This window comes from Sphingomonas sp. IC4-52, from assembly GCF_020707225.1.
Classification (GTDB): Bacteria; Pseudomonadota; Alphaproteobacteria; order Sphingomonadales; family Sphingomonadaceae; genus Sphingomonas.
The window spans coordinates 73,162-90,045 of the sequence record NZ_JAJFEU010000007.1 but is presented as its reverse complement, the minus strand read 5'-3'; the positions used below and the strand labels follow the sequence as shown (position 1 = coordinate 90,045).

Here is a 16,884-nt window from a genome sequence, read left to right as displayed (position 1 = left end):
GACGCGGTAAAGCCGGGCGCGACCGACGCCGCGCCCGGGAAAGCGGATCAATTGGCCGCGCTGGTCTTGAGGTCGCCGTTGAGGCCCGCCGGGAAGAACCCTCCCGACGAGACGGACGCCTTGTTCACGTACAACACGTTCAGCACGGCGGGATTGGTGCGGCTGAAGGCGATGCCGTTCCCATCGGCGGGGGTGATGTTCGCAGCGCCATCAATGGAAACGCCCTGATCCAGATCGCTGCTGCCATCCAGCGAGTCCCGAGCATCGCTGAACCGACCAGCCAGCGTGCGAAGCGCGGGGTCGCTGTAGAGCGTAGTGCGGATCAGCCCCGCATGATAGCTTTGCGCGCCAAGGAGACCAAAGAAGCCGGTGCGGGTATTGCCGATATTGATCAGCGGCTGCAGCCCCTTGTACGCGGTGACGATCACGTCCTGCAGGAAGAACGCACCCAGCAGGAAGTTGCCGTCGCCCGAGTAGGGATTGAACGTCTCCTTCAGCGCCGCGGAGAACGGGCCGTCCGCGGCGCCCGAGATGTTGATCGCCGGCTGCGCCACTGCTTCGGCAGTGATGATACCGCGCAGATAAGCGATGCGCCGCTGTGACTCAGCAGCGATCTCACGCGCGCAGGCGGCAACGAACGGGTCGCTGAAGGTTACGGGCGCGCCGCCGGTCACACCACCGGGGGTGCCGGTACCGGTCAGCAGGTCGGCCGACACGCCCGCGCCCGTCGTTGCGTAGGCGAAATATTGTGCCTGGAGATATTCCAGCTGCAGCGCGAAGTTCACAGCCGCGCGGTCGGCATTCGTCGTCGAGGTGGGCGTAGGCGTCGGAGTAGGGGACGGTGTTGGGGACGGCCCGGAATCGTCGTCGTCATCGCCTCCGCAGGCGGAGAGCAGTGCGAGCCCTCCAGCGGCGATCGAGGCGCCACCGGCGAGCTGAAGAAAGCGGCGACGCTCGGCGTGCCGGCTGGTGGCTTCGAGCGGCTGGGGAAGGTTGTCGTGATCGGTCATGGCGAATGGTCCTGGAAACTAAGGAAGCGGGCGAAGCGCGGTCGCCTCAGCTCGTCGCGGTTGACTTGATCGTGCCGTTCACCCCAGCGGTGAAGAAGCCGCCGCTCGTCGCCGTGCCACTGTTCAGATAAAGGACGTTGAGCACCTGCTGCGGCGTACGGCTGATTGCCAGGCCGTTGGCGTTCAACGGCGCGACATTGGCAATCGCCGCGCCGGAGGCCGAGGCACTCGGCCGTACGCCCTGATCCAGGTCGGCAGCGGCGCCGTCCAGCGTGTCGCGCGCGTTGGAGATTGCCTCGCTGGCATCGATCAATGACGGGGTGCTCAAGCCCCGGCGGTACAACAGGCCACGGATCGCGGCGGCATGATGCGCCTCCACGGCGAGCATGCCACCGACCGCTTCTTGATAGGCGCGGGTCGTGATCAGGCCCATGATGCCGCCATAGGCCGTGACGCTCACATCCTTTACCATGAACGCCGCGAGCAGGAAATTCTCCTCGCTCGCATACGGATCGAACGCTTGCCCTGCACCGACCAGCCCGGCCGCACGCGCCAAGCCGCTGAACGCGCTGGTGGGTGTCGATCCCAGATCGATCGCTGGCTGCGCGACGGCGTAAGCGGTGGTCAACGAGGATCGCAGGAACCGGACATGGGCAAGCGCGTCGGCCGCCATCTCCTTGGCGATAGAGCCGAACACCGCATCGGTGAAGGAAACGGCGCGTGCGCCACTGGCCGTACCTGCTGTCCCGCTGCCCGAAATGTCTGCCGTTGCCAGAGCGGCTCCACCGGTCGCAACCGCAAAGAAGTTCGCCTGCAGATATTCGATGTTCAGGACGAAGTTCAGCACGTCGACTTCGCTGGCGATCGTCTGTGCCGCAGCCGGCTGTGTCGTCAGCGCCAGGGCGCCCGCACCAACCGCCGCCGCCCCGAATGCGGTGGCAAAGAAGGCGCGTCGATCGGCGCGTTGCGGGCCGCGCGCCTCCGGCGTCTCGATCAACGTTTCCGTCTGCGACATCGCGGCTTCCTTCTTTCTCTAACGCGCACCGGGCGGCATGCCCCCGGGCCCGTGCGTAACTCGTTTCGCTGTCGGTTTCCTGAACGGATCGACAGGAACGCGCTAGCGCGAAAGTGCGCCCAAGGAAATGTCAGGAAGAGACGCACCTCAGCTCAGGCGTCGGCCCAGCGCCGCAGGAGATTGTGATAAACGCCGGTCAGCTGAATCACGGCGGGATCGCCCTGCCCCCGCTCCGCGGCAACCGACTGAATGCTGCGGTCAAGTTCAAAGAGGATGCGGCGATCGGCGTCGGCGCGCACCATGGATTGCAGCCAGAAGAAGGAAGCCACACGCGTGCCGCGCGTGACCGGCGTCACGCGATGCAGGCTGGAGGAGGGGTACACTACTGCATGTCCCGCCGGCAGCTTCACCTGCTGCTCCCCGAACAGATCCTCGATTACCAGCTCGCCGCCGTCATAGCTGGCGGGATCCGCCAGGAAGAGCGTGCAGGAAATGTCCGAGCGGATGCGAAAATCGGTGCCACGCTGGATGCGGATGGCATTATCGACATGCGTGCCGAATGTCTGGCCCTCGCCGTACCGGTTGAACAAGGGCGGAAACACCTTCAACGGCAACGTCGCCGCGAAAAAGAGTGGCGACCGGCCGAGCGCGTCCAGCACGATCCTCCCGGCTTCACGGGCAGCGCCTCCTTCTTCCGGCAGTTGCTCGTTGCGCTTGGCAAGGGCCGATTGGTGGCCGGAAGTGACATTGCCGTCGACCCATTCAGCGGCGTCGATGATCCGGCGCACTTGGCCGAGCTCATCGGCATCGAGAACATCCGGGATTGCGATCAGCATGAACGGCTCTTCCGACAAGGTGATGGCGCCCGTCTCGCCCGCGGCCGCCGACTCGCCCGGCCCTCCGGAAGGCGGCACGCACGCCGGAACGAACGAGCAATGCCGGGCACCTGCGACCGGTGCCAGCGCTGCTAACGGGCTTGAACGCCCGATGGCCCGCGAACTGCCGTCATGTCAATCTTGTTGCGATTGATTATCATCTAACCGCCGAATGCTGTCGTCGAGCAGCCAGGTTCGCAGGGCACTGGCGAGATTGGGAGGATCGGGCACGACGATGCGCACGGCGTCTATTTCGGCGACCAGAGCAGACAGCGGGAGTTGGTGCACAACCGCCGCCTGCTCCAATGCCTTCCAGAACAATGGTTCCAGGCTGATCGAGGTCGGGTGCCCGGCGATGGTGATCGACCGCTTGACGGGCCCAGTGAACCCGCCGCGCGGAGGACGTATGTCACTCCTCATCGCGACGAACCCTGCTCGGCAATCCCGTAGCCGGGGCGCCGGAGCGTTCCTTTGCCGATAGCGCGATGAACCCTTCGCTTCATGAAGGAAGGTCTTACGTGCGTAGGGGCATCGCGCAACCCGGCGGCGGGGCTATTCCAGATCCGATTCGCTCACCACGATCGGGTTCGCGTCGGAATTGCGGCCGAGCGCCGACAGCGCCGCCTCGGTCACTTGGTCAATGAAGCGGTTGAACATGTCCACTGCGTCTCCATCTGGACGATCGCCGCTCAACGCCTCCAGCAGATCATACTGAACCGCAAATTCGTAATCGTCCCCGTCGACCTCGCCCGTGAACTCCACGAGCTCGGCATCGATGTTGTCGAGGACGGAACTGGTGTCGATTTCCAATTGGCCGTCTGCCATCAGTTACTTCCTTCTGCTTTGGTGCGTGGCCGGCGGCTCAGGCCGGCAGGCGTTGTGCGAGATCGCCGATAGCTTCGCCGACGAACCTGTCGAGGGGCATGGCGCCGTCCAGGTGCACGGGCCGTTCAAGGGTCAGTACCGCGTCGCCCTTCATCGCATCGTCCAGATCCTGCCAGGCGCGCACGGCCGCCTCCAGGTTTGTCACCTCGGGAACCGCTTCGCCTGCGCGGGTCACGTCTTCGAGCGAAGCGCTCATCTTCCAGTCGATCGAGGGGTCGAGTGCATCGCCCCAGGTGGCTTCCGCCATGCTGCGTCTCCCGCGCGGTTCCGTTACTGCCCCCAATCGCCGGAACCCACGCGAGGGTTCCGCAACGGGGATGATTGCGCTGCCGGTGCCCCTGGCGCTGGTCGCCGGCCGTGCCATGCACTACGGGCGGGTCAACAAGGCGACGCGCGGAGGGGATTGTTGATGACGCGGCATCTTCCATGGATTGCGCTGGCGATGGTCGGCGCGGGAAGCCTGGGCGTGGTCGCGACCGTGCACGGCGAGCCGGTCAACGCCCTGTGGATCGTGGCAGCAGCCGTGTCGGTCTATCTTGTGGCCTATCGTTATTATGCCCTGTTCATTGCGCGCGCGGTGGTCGGTATCAACCCGTCCCGCCCAACGCCGGCGGTTCGCCGCGCTGATGGCCTGGACTATGTCGCGACCGACCGGCGCGTCCTGTTCGGTCATCACTTTGCGGCGATTGCCGGTGCTGGCCCGCTGGTGGGACCAGTGCTCGCGGCGCAGATGGGCTATCTGCCGGGAACGCTGTGGATTCTGGCAGGCGTGGTGCTCGCCGGCGCGGTGCAGGACTTCATGATCCTGTTCATTTCCATGCGTCGCGATGGCAAGTCGCTGGGCGAGCTCGTCCGCATGGAAATGGGCGCGATCCCGGGCACAATCGCGCTGATCGGCGCCTTCATGATCATGGTGATCATCCTGGCGGTGCTCGCCTTGATCGTGGTGCGTGCGCTTGCGGAAAGCCCCTGGGGGCTGTTCACTGTCATCGCCACCGTCCCGCTGGCGACGGTGATGGGCGCCTACACTCGCTGGATCCGTCCCGGTGCGATCGGCGAGGTGTCGATCATCGGCTTTATCGGCCTGATCGCTGCGATCATCTTTGGCCAGTCGGTGGCGGAAAGCCCGGTCTGGGGGCCGATCTTCACGCTGACGCCGGTACAGCTTTGCTTCGGCCTGATCGCTTATGGCGCCATCGCGTCGCTGCTGCCGGTCTGGCTGCTGCTGGCGCCACGCGACTATCTGTCGACCTTCCTCAAGATCGGGGCGATTGCGGCGCTGGCGATCGGCATCGTCGTGCTGGCTCCGCCGCTGAAGATGCCGGCCCTGACAGAGTTTGCCTTCACTGGCACCGGACCTGTGTGGGCCGGGCCGCTGTTCCCGTTCCTGTTCATCACCATCGCGTGCGGCGCCGTGTCAGGGTTCCACGCCCTGATCTCCAGCGGCACCACGCCCAAACTGATCGCCAGCGAGAGCGATGCGCCGTTCATCGGTTACGGGGCGATGCTGATGGAAAGCGCCGTTGCGATCATGGCGCTGATCGCGGCATCGATCCTCGATCCTGGCATCTATTTCGCCATGAACGCACCCACCGCGATCACCGGCGGCGATCCCGTGACAGCCGCTGCCGCCGTCACGGCCATGGGTTTCCCCGTGTCCCCCGAGACTTTGGCCACCACCGCGCGCGAAGTGGGCGAGGCGACGATCGTCAGCCGCGCCGGCGGCGCGCCAACCCTGGCGGTGGCGATGGCGGAAATCTTCAGCAACGTGCTGGGCGGCCCTGGCATGAAGGCCTTCTGGTACCATTTCGCGATCCTGTTCGAGGCACTGTTCATCCTGACGGCGGTGGACGCGGGCACCCGCTCTGGCCGTTTCATGCTTCAGGATCTGCTGGGCCTCGCCGCTCCCCGGTTCAAGGACACCTCCAGCTTCGTTCCGGGCCTGATTGCCACCATGCTATGCGTCGGCGCGTGGGGGTTCTTCCTCTACCAGGGGGTCACCGATCCGCTCGGGGGCGTAAACACGCTGTGGCCGCTGTTCGGCATTTCCAACCAGATGCTGGCGGCCGTGGCGCTGATGCTCGCAACCGTGGTGCTGATGCGCATGAAGCGGGAGCGTTTCGCCTGGGTCACGATCATCCCGGCGGGCTGGCTGGTTCTGTGCACCGGCACCGCTGGCCTGATGAAGCTTTTCCATCCCGATCCGAAGATCGGCTTCCTCGCCCATGCCGAGGTCTTCTCCAGCGCGATCGCGCGCGGCGAGGTGCTGAAGCCCGCCGCCTCCATGGCGGAGATGAGCCGTATCGTCTTCAACGATCGGATCGATGCCGCCCTATGCGCCATCTTCCTGGCGGTGGTGGCAGCCATCCTGATCTACACGGTGCGCACGTGCCTTGCCGCGCGTCGGCTGGATCGCCCCAGCGTGCGGGAGATCCCGCCCACGCTTGAGGTGGCGCGATGAGCATCTTCGGACGTCTAGCGGAAACCGCCCGGCTGATGGTCGGCTTGCCGGACTATGATGCCTATTGCCGGCACATGGCGGATCGGCACCCGGGCGCTAGGCCAATGACCCGCGCCGAATTCTTCCGCGATCGCCAACAGGCGCGCTACGGCAACGGCGGGGGACGCTGCTGCTGACCGTCCGACGATCATAACCGTCATGCCCATCACGCCGGAATGACCCGGGCATGATGGGCTATAACAGCAACCCGCGTTACAGGTCGGGATACCGTTCCATGATCGCGCTGGTCACGCCGTTGGTCCAGCCAAAGCCATCCTGTGTCGGATATTCTCCGCCGCCGCCGGGCTTGCGCTCCTCCACGTCATACTTTTCCAGCATCTTGCCCGTCTCGGCATAAGCGGTCGACACCGTGTCCAGCCACCGCTTCGCAATGTCGCGGGCCAGTTCGGGCTGCCCGCTACGCTCCAGGCCAGCGATCGCTACCCATTGCAGCGGCGCCCAGCCGTTAGGGGAATCCCATTGCTGGCCGGTACGGATCGGCGTGGTGCGCAGCCCTCCACTCGCCAGCAGGTCACGCCGCACGCTCTTCGCCACGGCGGCCGCCTGCTGCGGCGATGCTGCGCCGGCAAAGAGCGGATAGAGCATAGCGGCGGACACGCGCGGTGTCGGCTTGCGCGTAATCCGATCCCAATCGGCGTAGCGCCCTTCCTTGGCCACCCAGAAGTAGCGGTTCAGCGCCGCGCGCCGCTTGTTCGCCATCGCGGTGAACGACGCTGCGCCCGCCTGGTCGCCGGCAGCGGCGCTGCGCTTGGCAATCGCCTCCTCCATCATCAGCATCAGGCTGTTGAGATCCACCGGCACAATGTCCGTGGTCCGGATCGAGGCAAGCCGCTGCGGGTCGGACAGCCAGCGGCTGCTATAATCCCAGCCGCTTTCGGCGCCCGCGCGCAAGTGGCGATACAGTTCTTCGGCCGGGCGGCTCGGGTCTTCCTTGGCGGTGATCACGTCCTCGGCGAAGGATTCATCGCGCGGCAGCGGTCGATCATCCCAGTAACGGTTCAGAAGTGTCCCGTCCGGCATCCGCACGACTCGGCCGCAGGCGCCGCTCGCGTCCAGGCAGTCGGCGCCCTGCATCCAATAGGCATGTTCTTTCTTCAACGCCGCCAGCCGCTTGGCCGCGATCGCCGGGTCGGTGTTCTTCGAGACGTCCAGCATCAGCGCATAGAACGGCGGTTGTGACCGGCCCAGATAATAGGTGCGCATGCCGTTCGGGATGTGCCCGTACCGCTCGATCGTGTCGGTGAAATTGGCGAGCATCGATTCGACGAGCGGCTGCTGCCCATCCACCTCAAGGCCCAGCATCGTGAAATAGCTGTCCCAGTAATACATCTCGCGGAACCGGCCGCCCGGCACCACGTACGGCTGCGGCATCGGCAGCAACGATGACCCCGCCACGGCATCGTCCGGCTGGCGCACCAGCATGGGCCAGAGATTGCGGATATGGCGTCGGAGGTCCGTTGCGCCGCGATCATTGACACCTGGGACAGAGAAGTTCGCGAGAACAAAAGTGCGCAGCGCCTCCGGCGTTGCCGGCCGCTCACGCTGGTAATCCGCCATGATCGCCTGCGGATCGCGCTTCGGCACGGCATCGACGAACGTCTTGCCGTCCGGGAAAAGACGCCCCGTCTGCACGGCGCTAAACAAATCACCGTAGAGCGCCGCCGGCGATTGCTGCGCGCCGATCGGCTCCGCAACCAGCGCGCATACGGCCAGCGATGTTCCAACCAGCGATTGCCAAAGCTTCATCGTTACTTACCCTTATTCGCCGGAGCCGCAGCCCCGGTCCCCAGATGCCGATCGAAAAAGGCCGAAACAAGCCGGAAAGCCTCTGACGATTCTGGCATGTCCGGCCACACGAAAAAGGCATGGCCGAGGCCATCGAAGATCTGGAGTTCGCTTTTGACCCCCAGCGCGGACAGGCGACGGTGCTGCCACGTCAGGACGCTGGCAGCGAAGTCGCGGCTTCCGGCAAGCTGCAACGTCGGCGGAAATGCTCGCATCACCTCGTCCGAGCGAAGCGGATAGGCGAGCGGATCGGACGCCGGCACGCCCGTCATGTAGACGCTGGGCAGGTCGGCCGGCAGCGCGCCCTGCCGCATCGGCTTGCCCGCGGTCAACGGATCGGAAAGGTACGCGCTATCGCCGGCATAGGGGCTGCCGGTACCGCAAAAGGTTCCAATGGCGCCCGGCCGCGGCAGGCCATTGCGCTGAAACCAGGCGACGGACTGGGCGGTGATGATCCCACCCGCAGAGCAACCATAGATGCCGATATTCTGCGGACGAAAGCGCTTGAGCAATTCGCGATAAACCGCAGCCACATCCTGCGAAGCGGCGGGATAGCGGTGCTCGGGCGCCAGGCGATAATCGACGGTCACCACGGTAATGCCCATGGTTGCCGCGATCGGGATCGCTTCGACCAGCGCCCCGCTGCCGCTTCCCCACATGAAGGCGCCGCCATGCACGTTGATCAGCACGCGTTCCGCATTGCGGGCGGCTGGGCCATTGGCCGGCGTGACCACGTCCACCATCACGCCGGCCATACGCTCACGACGCTCAACCGTGCGGAAATGGCGCCGCATTTCCGCGAGACGATCGTCATTGTAGCGCCCCCAAAAGGCGCGCGCCGCGGCAATGTCGTTGCCGAAGTCGGGGGGGCGGATCGCCTGCTGCTGCACGATTACGCGCTTTGCCTCATCGCTCAGCAACGTCGATGGCGGCAGCGTCATTGCCGGCACGTTCACCGTCTGCGCCGCCACCGGCGCCGCCAGCATCAGCGCCGTCATCACCAAGCCTGCCTTCACCACTGCCTCCTCGTGAACTGTTGCAGAAAGGCTGCACTATATGCGGGATTGCGCAACACCCCTTTTGCACGCCTCGACGGGAACAAGCCTCGTTCCTATCTCGCGCGCATCAGGCCGCTACCGGGAGGAGCGGCCGAAGCAAAAGGGTAAAGATCATGCTTTCCACCTTCATGGGCCGTCTCATGATCGGCACTGCCGTCGGCGCCATGCTCGCCGCCGGGCCAGTTGCCGCGCAGACCGACACGTCTGCCGCTCAGTCCGCGGATAGCGCACAGCGCGCGCAGCCGGAAACCGGTCTGGTCGATACGTCCGCTCAGAACGGCGAGGATATCGTTGTTGTCGGCACCGCCGGCGGCGGCACGCGCCGTCAGGACGCATCCTTCGCCGTCACCACGCTTGGCAACGACGCGATCGAGCGCGCGGCCCCGAACAGCACGGCGGACCTGCTGCGCACCGTTCCGGGCGTCATGGCGGAAAGCTCGGGCGGCCAGAACGGCGCGAACATCTTCGTGCGCGGCTATCCCTCGGGCGGCGACGCTCAGTTCGTGACGTTCCAATATGCCGGCACGCCGATTTTCGCGCCGCCGACGCTGTCGTTCCTTGAAAACTCGCAGCTGATCCGCCTCGACGAGACGGTGCAGCGCGTTGAGGCTGTGCGTGGTGGCACGGGCTCGCTGTTCTCCAACGGCCAGCCGGGCCTGACCGTCAACGTCGTGCCGCGCATCGGCGGCAGCGAGTTCCACGGCCTCGCCAAGCTGTCCTACACCGATTTCGACGAAATCCGCGGCGACGCCTGGATCTCCGGCCCGATCGGCCCGGACACCGGCTTCATGATCGGCGGCTATTACGCGCAGAGCAACGGCATCCGTGACCCGCGCTACCGTGCGGAGCAGGGTGGTCAGATCACCGCGAACATCCACCATGATTTCGGCGACAAGGGCTCGGTGGAAATCTACGCCCGCTACCTGAACGACCGCGGCCAGTGGCTGCTGCCGATCCCGGTGGTCGTGGATGGCGATAACACCAGCCAATATCCCGGCTTCGATCACGGCACCGGCACGCTGAACGGCCCGGACACCCGCGCTGTGCAGAACGTCGTCGGCCGCACCGTCGATCTGAAGGACGGCCGTGGCGCCAAGGTCATCAACACCGGCTTCACCTTCGATTACGAGGTGCTGGACGGCCTGCGCGTGCGTGAGCGCGTGAGCTACATGGGCGGCAATGCCGACACGCTGGGCCTCGTCCCGACCGAAGCACCAGTGGCTGCTTCCGTGATGGCGACCCGTCTGGCGGGTGCTGGCGCGACGGTATCCTCGCTGGTCTATGCCAATGGCAGCGGCGCGCTGGCGACTGGCGCGAACACGCAGGTGCTGCGTGCGGGCATTTGGGAAGTTCGCAAGAAGATCTCGTCCTTTGTGACGGACTCCGCGCTGGAGTGGACCAGCGGCAACAACAAGCTGACCGGTGGCTTCTACTACACCAACTACACCTCGCGCGATCAGTGGGCGCTGGGCAACCAGGTGCTGCTGACGGCAGAGCCGAACGCGCGCCGGCTTGACCTGACGGTTACCAGTGCGGCCGGCACGCCGCAGCAGGCAACGCTGCGCGGCTTCACCAGCGGCCCGGCTTTCCAGGTGCGCGGCTGGTACGAGGGCCAGGATCTGGCCTTCTATGCGGTGGACGAGCTGCAGATCACGCCGGAACTGCGCGTCGATGGCGGCATTCGCTGGCAGCGCCACATCGTGGACGGCACGCTCAGCACCCCGCGCTCGGCGGCGCAGGGCGGCAACGTCAACCTCGATGGCAACCCGAACACGCTGTATGACAACAATGTCACCGTGCTCGGTCCGCTGCGCAACATCCGCTATCGCGACGATGCGTGGTCGTGGACGGCAGGCGTCAACTACGACTTCAGCCGCAACGTGGGCGTGTTCGCGCGTTACAGCCGCGGCAACAGCTTCCCGCAGTTCGACAACCTGCGTGAAGCCAGCGCGGCTGACATCGCCAACAACACCGGCCTGGCCGTTGTGGCGGAAGTCGATACCTACGAAGCCGGCCTGAAGGTCTCGACCGACATCGCGAACCTTTATGCCACCGTCTTCCACAACCGCTTCGACGGTCTGGCGACCACGACGATCATCAACGACGTGCCGACCAGCTCCAACGGCGGCGCGAAGGCGACCGGTGTCGAGGTTGAAGGCGTGGTTCGTCCGTTCCAGGGCTTCAGCCTGGCCGCAGCCGGCACGTTCCTTGATGGCACTTACCGTGATTTCTTCACGGGCAACGGCACCATCGACAACACGGGCAATCGCGTGCAGCGCCAGCCCAAGTGGATGTGGCGCGTGACCCCGGCCTACGAACTGCCGATCGGCAGCGTGCGGCCGTCGCTGTTCGCTACCCTGCAGTACACCGGCGATCGTTTCTCCGATCCGGAGAACAACCAGATCCTGCCGAGCTTCTATCAGCTCGACGCCGGTGTCTCGGTGACGGTGGCGGATCGCATCCGTCTGCAGGTGACCGGCAACAACCTGACCGACGAACTGGGTCTGACCGAACAGAACCCGCGCATCATCGGTGGCCAGGGCCAGGGCGTGATCCTCGCTCGTCCGATCCTGGGTCGTTCGTTCCGCTTCAGCGCGGCGTTCGAATTCTGATCTGACCACTGCCAAAATCGGGGCGGCGCTTCACACGAAGCGCCGCCCTTTTTCTTTTCGCGGCACTTCCGACGGCTGTTTCCCGCCTTCGCGTGGATGATGGAAGACGCTATCGTCCGTGCCATGGACAGACGTAACGTATTGAAGGGCATGGCCGGAATTGCCGCCGCCAGCGCCGCCACGGCCTTTGCTGACGCCGCCGTCCTGCCGGGGAAGAAGCAGCGCAACGTCCTCCTGCTGATCTCCGACGATCAGGGCCTTGATCTTGGCTGCTATGGCGTTGCGGTGAAGACTCCGCGGCTCGACCGGCTGGCGCGGGGCGGCACGCTGTTCCGCCACGGCTATGCCGCCGTCTCCTCGTGCAGCCCCAGCCGCGCGGTGATCAACACCGGGCTCTATACGCATCAGAACGGCATGTACGGCCTGCAGCACGACGTGCATCACCAGTCGCTGCTGCCGGGCATTGAAACATTGCCGTCAATGCTGCGCCGTGCCGGCTATGCCACCGCGCTCGTCGGCAAGAAGCATGTCGGGCCCGACAGCGCCTTTCCTTATGAGGCGGAACTGGTGCCGGAGCGCGGCGGCATCCGCGACGTGCGCGAACTCGCCATCGCCGCGTCGAGCTTCATCCGCTCGACTGACGAACGGCCGTTCTTCGTCACCATCGCGTACAGCGATCCGCACCGCGCCGCCGTGGATTACGGCAACGATCGCGCCTGGCCGGGCGTGAAGCCCGAAAGCTACGATCCGCGCCGCGTGCAGATCCCGTCGCATCTGCCCGATCTCCCCGCGGTGCGGCAGGACATCGCCGAATATTATGAATCGCTGAGCCGCCTCGACGCCGGCGTCGGCATGATCCTCGACGATCTCGCCGCCACCGGCCGCGCCGACGATACCCTGGTCATCTTCCTCAGCGACAATGGCCGTCCGTTCCCCGGCGCCAAGACCAACCTCTATGAGGCCGGCCTCCACCTGCCGCTCATCGTCCACGCGCCGGGCAGCGCCCCGGCGGTGAACGACGCGATGGTCAGCTGGACGGACATCGCCCCCACCGTGCTCGACTGGGCCGGCGTCGCCCCGCCCGCCACCTACAAGCTGTCCGGCACATCATTGCTGCCGGTCCTCGGCAAGGCGGACGATCCGGCGCGCGACGCAATCGTCGCCAGCCACGATTTCCACGAGATCAATCAATATTATCCGATGCGCAGCATCCGCACGCGCACCCACAATTACATCCTCAACCTCGCCTGGCAGCTGCCGTACCCGATCGCCGGGGACGTGGCGGGCTCACCCTCATGGAAGGCGATCAGCGCCGATCCCGCGATCCCGCTCGGCAAGCGCAGCCAGGCGGCGTACCTTCAGCGCCCGGCGGAGGAACTGTACGATCTCACCCGCGATCCCGACGAGCTTGTGAACGTCGCCGCCGACCCCGCCTATGCCGCGATCAAGGCGCGGCTTGCCGAGCGGCTACGCGCCATCCGCGCCGAGACCCGCGACCCCTGGCTCGCCGGGCAGACCGATCCCTATTCCCACGTGGGCCAACATTGATGACCAAGGGTATCGACCGCCGCGGCGTGCTTCTCGCCGGCACCGGGGGCGCCTTCGGCCTCTACAGCTTCGCCGCCGGCGCCGCGCCTGCGACGAAGCAATTGAAGCTGCACCGCAAGGCCGGCGTGAAGCCCAAGAACATCCTCGTCATCCTCACCGACGATCATCGCTATGACGCGATGGGCTTCATGAAGGCGCAGGATTTCGGCGAGACGCCGACGCTCGATCGCCTGGCGCGCGAGGGCATTCATTTCCGCAACGCCTTCGTCACCACCGCGCTCTGCTCGCCCAGCCGCGCCTCGATCTTCACCGGCCTCTATGCGCACCAGCATCGCGTGGTGGACAACAATCACCCGATCCCGCCCGGCCTCACTTACTATCCCGAATATCTCCAGGCCGCGGGTTATGAGACCGCGTTCATCGGCAAGTGGCACATGGGGATCGAGACGGATTCGCCGCAGCCCGGCTTCGATCACTGGGTCAGCTTCAAGGGCCAGGGCTATTATCTGCCGCACCCCGACGGGCTCAACGTCAACGGCCGGCATGTCCCGCAGAAGGGCTATATCACTGACGAGCTGACCGACTACGCGCTCGACTGGATCGGCCAGCGCGATCGAAAGAAGCCGTGGATGATGCACCTCGCGCACAAGGCGGTGCATTCCGAATTCATCCCGGCGGAACGCCACAAGGGCCGCTACGACAAGGAAACGTTCCGCTATCCGGCGAACATGAAGCCGGGCGTTCCCGGCCGCCCGATGTGGGTTGAGAACCAGCGCAACAGCTGGCACGGCGTCGACTATCCGTACCACGGCACGCTCGACATCGGGGATTATTACAAGCGTTACATGGAAACGCTGCTCGCGGTGGACGAGGGCATCGCGCGGATCATGGATCTGCTCGACCGGCGCGGCGAGCTCGATGATACGCTGATCCTCTACATGGGCGACAATGGCTTCATGTTCGGCGAGCATGGCCTGATCGACAAGCGCGCCGCGTACGAGGAATCGATGCGCGTGCCGATGCTGATGCGCTGCCCGTCGCTGTTCGGCGCCGGCACCGTCGAACAGGTCGTCGCCAACATCGATGTCGCACCAACGATGCTCGCCGCCGCCGGGCTCGAGGCGCCCGAAGGGCTCGCGGGATCGAACATGCTGCCGCTGGTCACCGTCCCCCCGGCGAGTGGCGGCACGGCCGACGTGCCGTGGCGCAAGGAGCTGATGTACGAATATTACTGGGAACGGAATTTCCCGCAGACGCCCACCGTCCACGCGCTGCGCGAGGATCGCTACAAGTACATCCACTTCCACGGCATCTGGGATCTCGACGAGCTCTACGACCTCGCCGCCGACCCGCACGAGAACGACAATCTCCTTGCCCGCCCGGGCCACGAGGATCTTGCCGAACGGATGAGCGCCAAGCTTTTCCGCCTGCTCGAGGAAACCAACGGCATGCAGATCCCGCTCAGCGCGGACGCTGGCGAGCGCAACGAACTGCGCGATCCAAACGGCCCCGCCATGGCGCCATTCCCGCCCAGTTTCTTCCGTGCGCCGCATAAGTGATACCGATAATGCTCGTTTGCCGCGCGCGATGGCGCCGCGTCTGCACGGCTTTGTGGGCCGCGACCGCCCTCCTCGCCGCCGCGGCGCCGGCTGCCGCGCGGGAGAAGGCGGTCGATCTCGTCGATCCCTTCGTCGGCACGCTTGGCGATTTCGGCCAGCTCACTCCCGCCGCCGTCGCCCCCTACGGCATGGTGCAGCTGGGCCCGGACACGCATCCCAAGAATCACGCAGGCTATGACTTCGCCGCCCGCCAGCTGCGCGGCTTCTCGCACACCCGCGCGGTCGGCGTCGGCTGCGGCGGCGGCGGCGGGGACCTGCTCGTCTCGCTGCTCCCGGAGGGCGCCCCGCCGCTCGCCGCGTTCGACAAGGCAAGCGAGCGCGCCTCCGCCGGCCGCTACCGCGTCACCTACGCCAACGGCATCACCGCCGAGATGACTGCGACGCGCGGCGCCGGGCTGCTGCGCTTCACCGTCGCGAAGCCGGGCCGCTACGTCCTCCGCTTCGACGCGGCCAACGCCTATACCCGCCGCCACGCCGCCACCATCACCGCGGATCTTCGCGCGAGCATGACCGCGGGCACCGTGTGCGACGAGGGCGCCTACACCATCCACAGCGCCAGCCGCGTCACCATCGACGGCCGGCCGGCCCCCCTCGCCACCGTTACCGGCGCCGCCGCCACCCTGCCGCTCACCCTCAGGCGCGGTGCGGTGGTGGAGGTGCGCACCGGCCTCTCCACCGTCGATCCCGCCGCCGCGGCAATGGTGCGCGATACCGAGCTCGGCGCCCGCCCCTTCGCCACCGTCCTCGCCGCCACCCGCGCGCGCTGGCAGCACGAGCTCTCCCGCCTCGACGTCTCCGCCCCGCGCGAACGCCGCGCGCTCTTCTACACCTCGCTCTACCGCGTGATGCAGACGCCGGTCGCGATCCAGGATCCGGACGGCCGCCACCGCGGCAGCGACGGGCGCATCCACCGCTCCGCCCCGGGCGAGACGCGCTACGCCAGCTGGGCGCTGTGGGACAATTACCGAACCCAGCTCCCGCTCATCGCGCTCATCGATCCCGCCCGCGCCGCGGACATCGCCCGCTCGCTCGTCGCGCTCTACGGCGAGGGCAAGCAGCGCTGGGCGACGAAGACCGAGCCCTTCCTCACCGTCCGCACCGAGCATGCCGGCGTCGCGCTGCTCGATTTCCGCCGTCGCGGGATCACCGGCTTCGACGCCCGCGCCGCGCTCACCGGCATGGTGCGCGAGTCCGACACGCTCCAGCGCGACACGCCCGATCAGCAGATCGAGGCCGCCTATGACGACTGGGCCATCGCGGAGCTCGCCGCCGATCTCGGCGACGCCGCCACCGCCGCCCGCTTCCGCGCCAAGGCGCTCGCGTATCGCCCGATGTGGCGCGCCACTTTCGAGACCCTCGGCGCCGACGCGGACGTGGTGAAGGCGCGCGGCCTCTACCAGGGCACCTTGTGGCAATATCGCTGGGCGCCGGTGTTCGATCTCGACTGGATGGTGGAGACGCTCGGCCGGGACCGCTTCCTCAGCGAACTCGACACCTTCTTCGCCCGCGGCCTCTACAACATGACCAACCAGCCGGACATCCACGTCCCCTGGCTCTACGCCGCGCTCGGCCGCCCCGCAGCGACCAGCGCGATCGTCCACCGCTACCTCACCCAGCCGGTCGATCACCCTTATGCCAACGAGGGCAAGCGCCCGCAGCCGTGGCACGGCCGCAGCTTCGCGCTCGCGCCGCAGGGCTTTGCGGACGGCATGGATGACGACGCCGGCGCGATGACGGCGTGGTACGTCTGGGGCAGCCTCGGGCTTTACCCCCTGGTGCCGGGGAAGCCGGAATGGGCGGTTGCCGCGCCACTTGTGAACCGTGCCACGCTCCGGCTGGCGAACGGGCGCGTGCTGGAAATTCGGAAAAACGGAACGGACGCCCCAACGATCACCTTGGATGGCGTGCCGCAGGCCGGTGGTGCGCTGGCCCTGCGGTGACCCGCGGATCCGGCCC

At 66.2% G+C, this 16,884-nt stretch carries 14 protein-coding genes; 6 read left to right on the top strand and 8 right to left on the bottom strand.

Annotated elements, in window-relative coordinates; translation table 11 throughout:
* Positions 1-47: 47 nt before the first annotated feature.
* From LK535_RS15465 to LK535_RS15440, 6 genes are all read right to left on the bottom strand, one after another.
* Positions 48-1,010, bottom strand: a complete 963-nt coding sequence (locus LK535_RS15465) for a ferritin-like domain-containing protein (protein WP_227772824.1) — start codon at positions 1,008-1,010, stop codon at positions 48-50.
* A gap of 46 nt (positions 1,011-1,056) precedes the next feature.
* Positions 1,057-2,025, bottom strand: a complete 969-nt coding sequence (locus LK535_RS15460; protein WP_227772823.1) for a ferritin-like domain-containing protein — start codon at positions 2,023-2,025, stop codon at positions 1,057-1,059.
* A 152-nt stretch (positions 2,026-2,177) separates the two neighbouring features.
* A complete protein-coding gene (locus tag LK535_RS15455) occupies positions 2,178-2,861 on the bottom strand; it encodes a Fe2+-dependent dioxygenase (protein ID WP_227772822.1) in 684 nt (227 codons plus the stop codon).
* A gap of 174 nt (positions 2,862-3,035) precedes the next feature.
* Positions 3,036-3,320, bottom strand: coding sequence for a ribbon-helix-helix domain-containing protein (locus LK535_RS15450; RefSeq protein ID WP_227772821.1), 285 nt, complete (start codon positions 3,318-3,320; stop codon positions 3,036-3,038).
* Between the two features lie 132 nt (positions 3,321-3,452).
* Positions 3,453-3,725 carry a hypothetical protein gene (locus tag LK535_RS15445; protein WP_227772820.1) on the bottom strand — a complete coding sequence of 91 codons (273 nt, stop codon included), beginning with the start codon at positions 3,723-3,725 and terminating at the stop codon, positions 3,453-3,455.
* A gap of 37 nt (positions 3,726-3,762) precedes the next feature.
* Positions 3,763-4,032, bottom strand: coding sequence for a hypothetical protein (locus tag LK535_RS15440; protein ID WP_227772819.1), 270 nt, complete (start codon positions 4,030-4,032; stop codon positions 3,763-3,765).
* A gap of 162 nt (positions 4,033-4,194) precedes the next feature.
* On the opposite strand from LK535_RS15440, the gene LK535_RS15435 reads away from it, so the two are divergent.
* Both LK535_RS15435 and LK535_RS15430 read left to right on the top strand, forming a co-directional pair.
* Positions 4,195-6,246 carry a carbon starvation CstA family protein gene (locus LK535_RS15435; protein WP_227772818.1) on the top strand — a complete coding sequence of 684 codons (2,052 nt, stop codon included), beginning with the start codon at positions 4,195-4,197 and terminating at the stop codon, positions 6,244-6,246.
* Entirely contained in the window at positions 6,243-6,422 is a 180-nt protein-coding gene (locus LK535_RS15430) for a YbdD/YjiX family protein (RefSeq protein ID WP_227772817.1), read from the top strand. The genes LK535_RS15435 and LK535_RS15430 overlap by 4 nt, the downstream gene beginning before the upstream one ends.
* A gap of 76 nt (positions 6,423-6,498) precedes the next feature.
* Here the strand turns inward: LK535_RS15430 and treA are convergent, their stop codons facing one another.
* Both treA and LK535_RS15420 read right to left on the bottom strand, forming a co-directional pair.
* Positions 6,499-8,052: an alpha,alpha-trehalase TreA gene (treA, locus tag LK535_RS15425; protein ID WP_227772816.1), complete on the bottom strand. Its 1,554-nt coding sequence runs from the start codon at positions 8,050-8,052 to the stop codon at positions 6,499-6,501.
* A 2-nt stretch (positions 8,053-8,054) separates the two neighbouring features.
* The gene (locus LK535_RS15420) at positions 8,055-9,107 is read right to left on the bottom strand and encodes an alpha/beta hydrolase (RefSeq protein WP_227772815.1); all 1,053 of its coding nucleotides are present in this window, start codon (positions 9,105-9,107) and stop codon (positions 8,055-8,057) included.
* Between the two features lie 155 nt (positions 9,108-9,262).
* On the opposite strand from LK535_RS15420, the gene LK535_RS15415 reads away from it, so the two are divergent.
* The 4 genes from LK535_RS15415 (at position 9,263) to LK535_RS15400 (ending at position 16,868) form a co-directional block, all read left to right on the top strand.
* Entirely contained in the window at positions 9,263-11,761 is a 2,499-nt protein-coding gene (locus LK535_RS15415; RefSeq protein WP_227772814.1) for a TonB-dependent receptor, read from the top strand.
* A 150-nt stretch (positions 11,762-11,911) separates the two neighbouring features.
* The gene (locus tag LK535_RS15410; protein ID WP_227772813.1) at positions 11,912-13,309 is read left to right on the top strand and encodes a sulfatase; all 1,398 of its coding nucleotides are present in this window, start codon (positions 11,912-11,914) and stop codon (positions 13,307-13,309) included.
* Positions 13,309-14,868: a sulfatase gene (locus tag LK535_RS15405; RefSeq protein ID WP_227772812.1), complete on the top strand. Its 1,560-nt coding sequence runs from the start codon at positions 13,309-13,311 to the stop codon at positions 14,866-14,868. Before LK535_RS15410 ends, LK535_RS15405 begins: the two co-directional genes overlap by 1 nt.
* An 8-nt stretch (positions 14,869-14,876) precedes the next feature.
* Positions 14,877-16,868: a glycoside hydrolase domain-containing protein gene (locus tag LK535_RS15400; protein WP_227772811.1), complete on the top strand. Its 1,992-nt coding sequence runs from the start codon at positions 14,877-14,879 to the stop codon at positions 16,866-16,868.
* Positions 16,869-16,884: the final 16 nt, after the last annotated feature.

Bases quoted from the DNA above. Each gene is read 5' to 3' on its own strand.
- LK535_RS15465 (WP_227772824.1), bottom strand. From the start codon at position 1,010: ATGACCGATCACGACAACCTTCCCCAGCCGCTCGAAGCCACCAGCCGG.
- LK535_RS15460 (WP_227772823.1), bottom strand. From the start codon at position 2,025: ATGTCGCAGACGGAAACGTTGATCGAGACGCCGGAGGCGCGCGGCCCG.
- LK535_RS15455 (WP_227772822.1), bottom strand. From the start codon at position 2,861: ATGCTGATCGCAATCCCGGATGTTCTCGATGCCGATGAGCTCGGCCAA.
- LK535_RS15450 (WP_227772821.1), bottom strand. From the start codon at position 3,320: ATGAGGAGTGACATACGTCCTCCGCGCGGCGGGTTCACTGGGCCCGTC.
- LK535_RS15445 (WP_227772820.1), bottom strand. From the start codon at position 3,725: ATGGCAGACGGCCAATTGGAAATCGACACCAGTTCCGTCCTCGACAAC.
- LK535_RS15440 (WP_227772819.1), bottom strand. From the start codon at position 4,032: ATGGCGGAAGCCACCTGGGGCGATGCACTCGACCCCTCGATCGACTGG.
- LK535_RS15435 (WP_227772818.1), top strand. From the start codon at position 4,195: ATGACGCGGCATCTTCCATGGATTGCGCTGGCGATGGTCGGCGCGGGA.
- LK535_RS15430 (WP_227772817.1), top strand. From the start codon at position 6,243: ATGAGCATCTTCGGACGTCTAGCGGAAACCGCCCGGCTGATGGTCGGC.
- treA (WP_227772816.1), bottom strand. From the start codon at position 8,052: ATGAAGCTTTGGCAATCGCTGGTTGGAACATCGCTGGCCGTATGCGCG.
- LK535_RS15415 (WP_227772814.1), top strand. From the start codon at position 9,263: ATGCTTTCCACCTTCATGGGCCGTCTCATGATCGGCACTGCCGTCGGC.
- LK535_RS15410 (WP_227772813.1), top strand. From the start codon at position 11,912: ATGGCCGGAATTGCCGCCGCCAGCGCCGCCACGGCCTTTGCTGACGCC.
- LK535_RS15405 (WP_227772812.1), top strand. From the start codon at position 13,309: ATGACCAAGGGTATCGACCGCCGCGGCGTGCTTCTCGCCGGCACCGGG.
- LK535_RS15400 (WP_227772811.1), top strand. From the start codon at position 14,877: ATGCTCGTTTGCCGCGCGCGATGGCGCCGCGTCTGCACGGCTTTGTGG.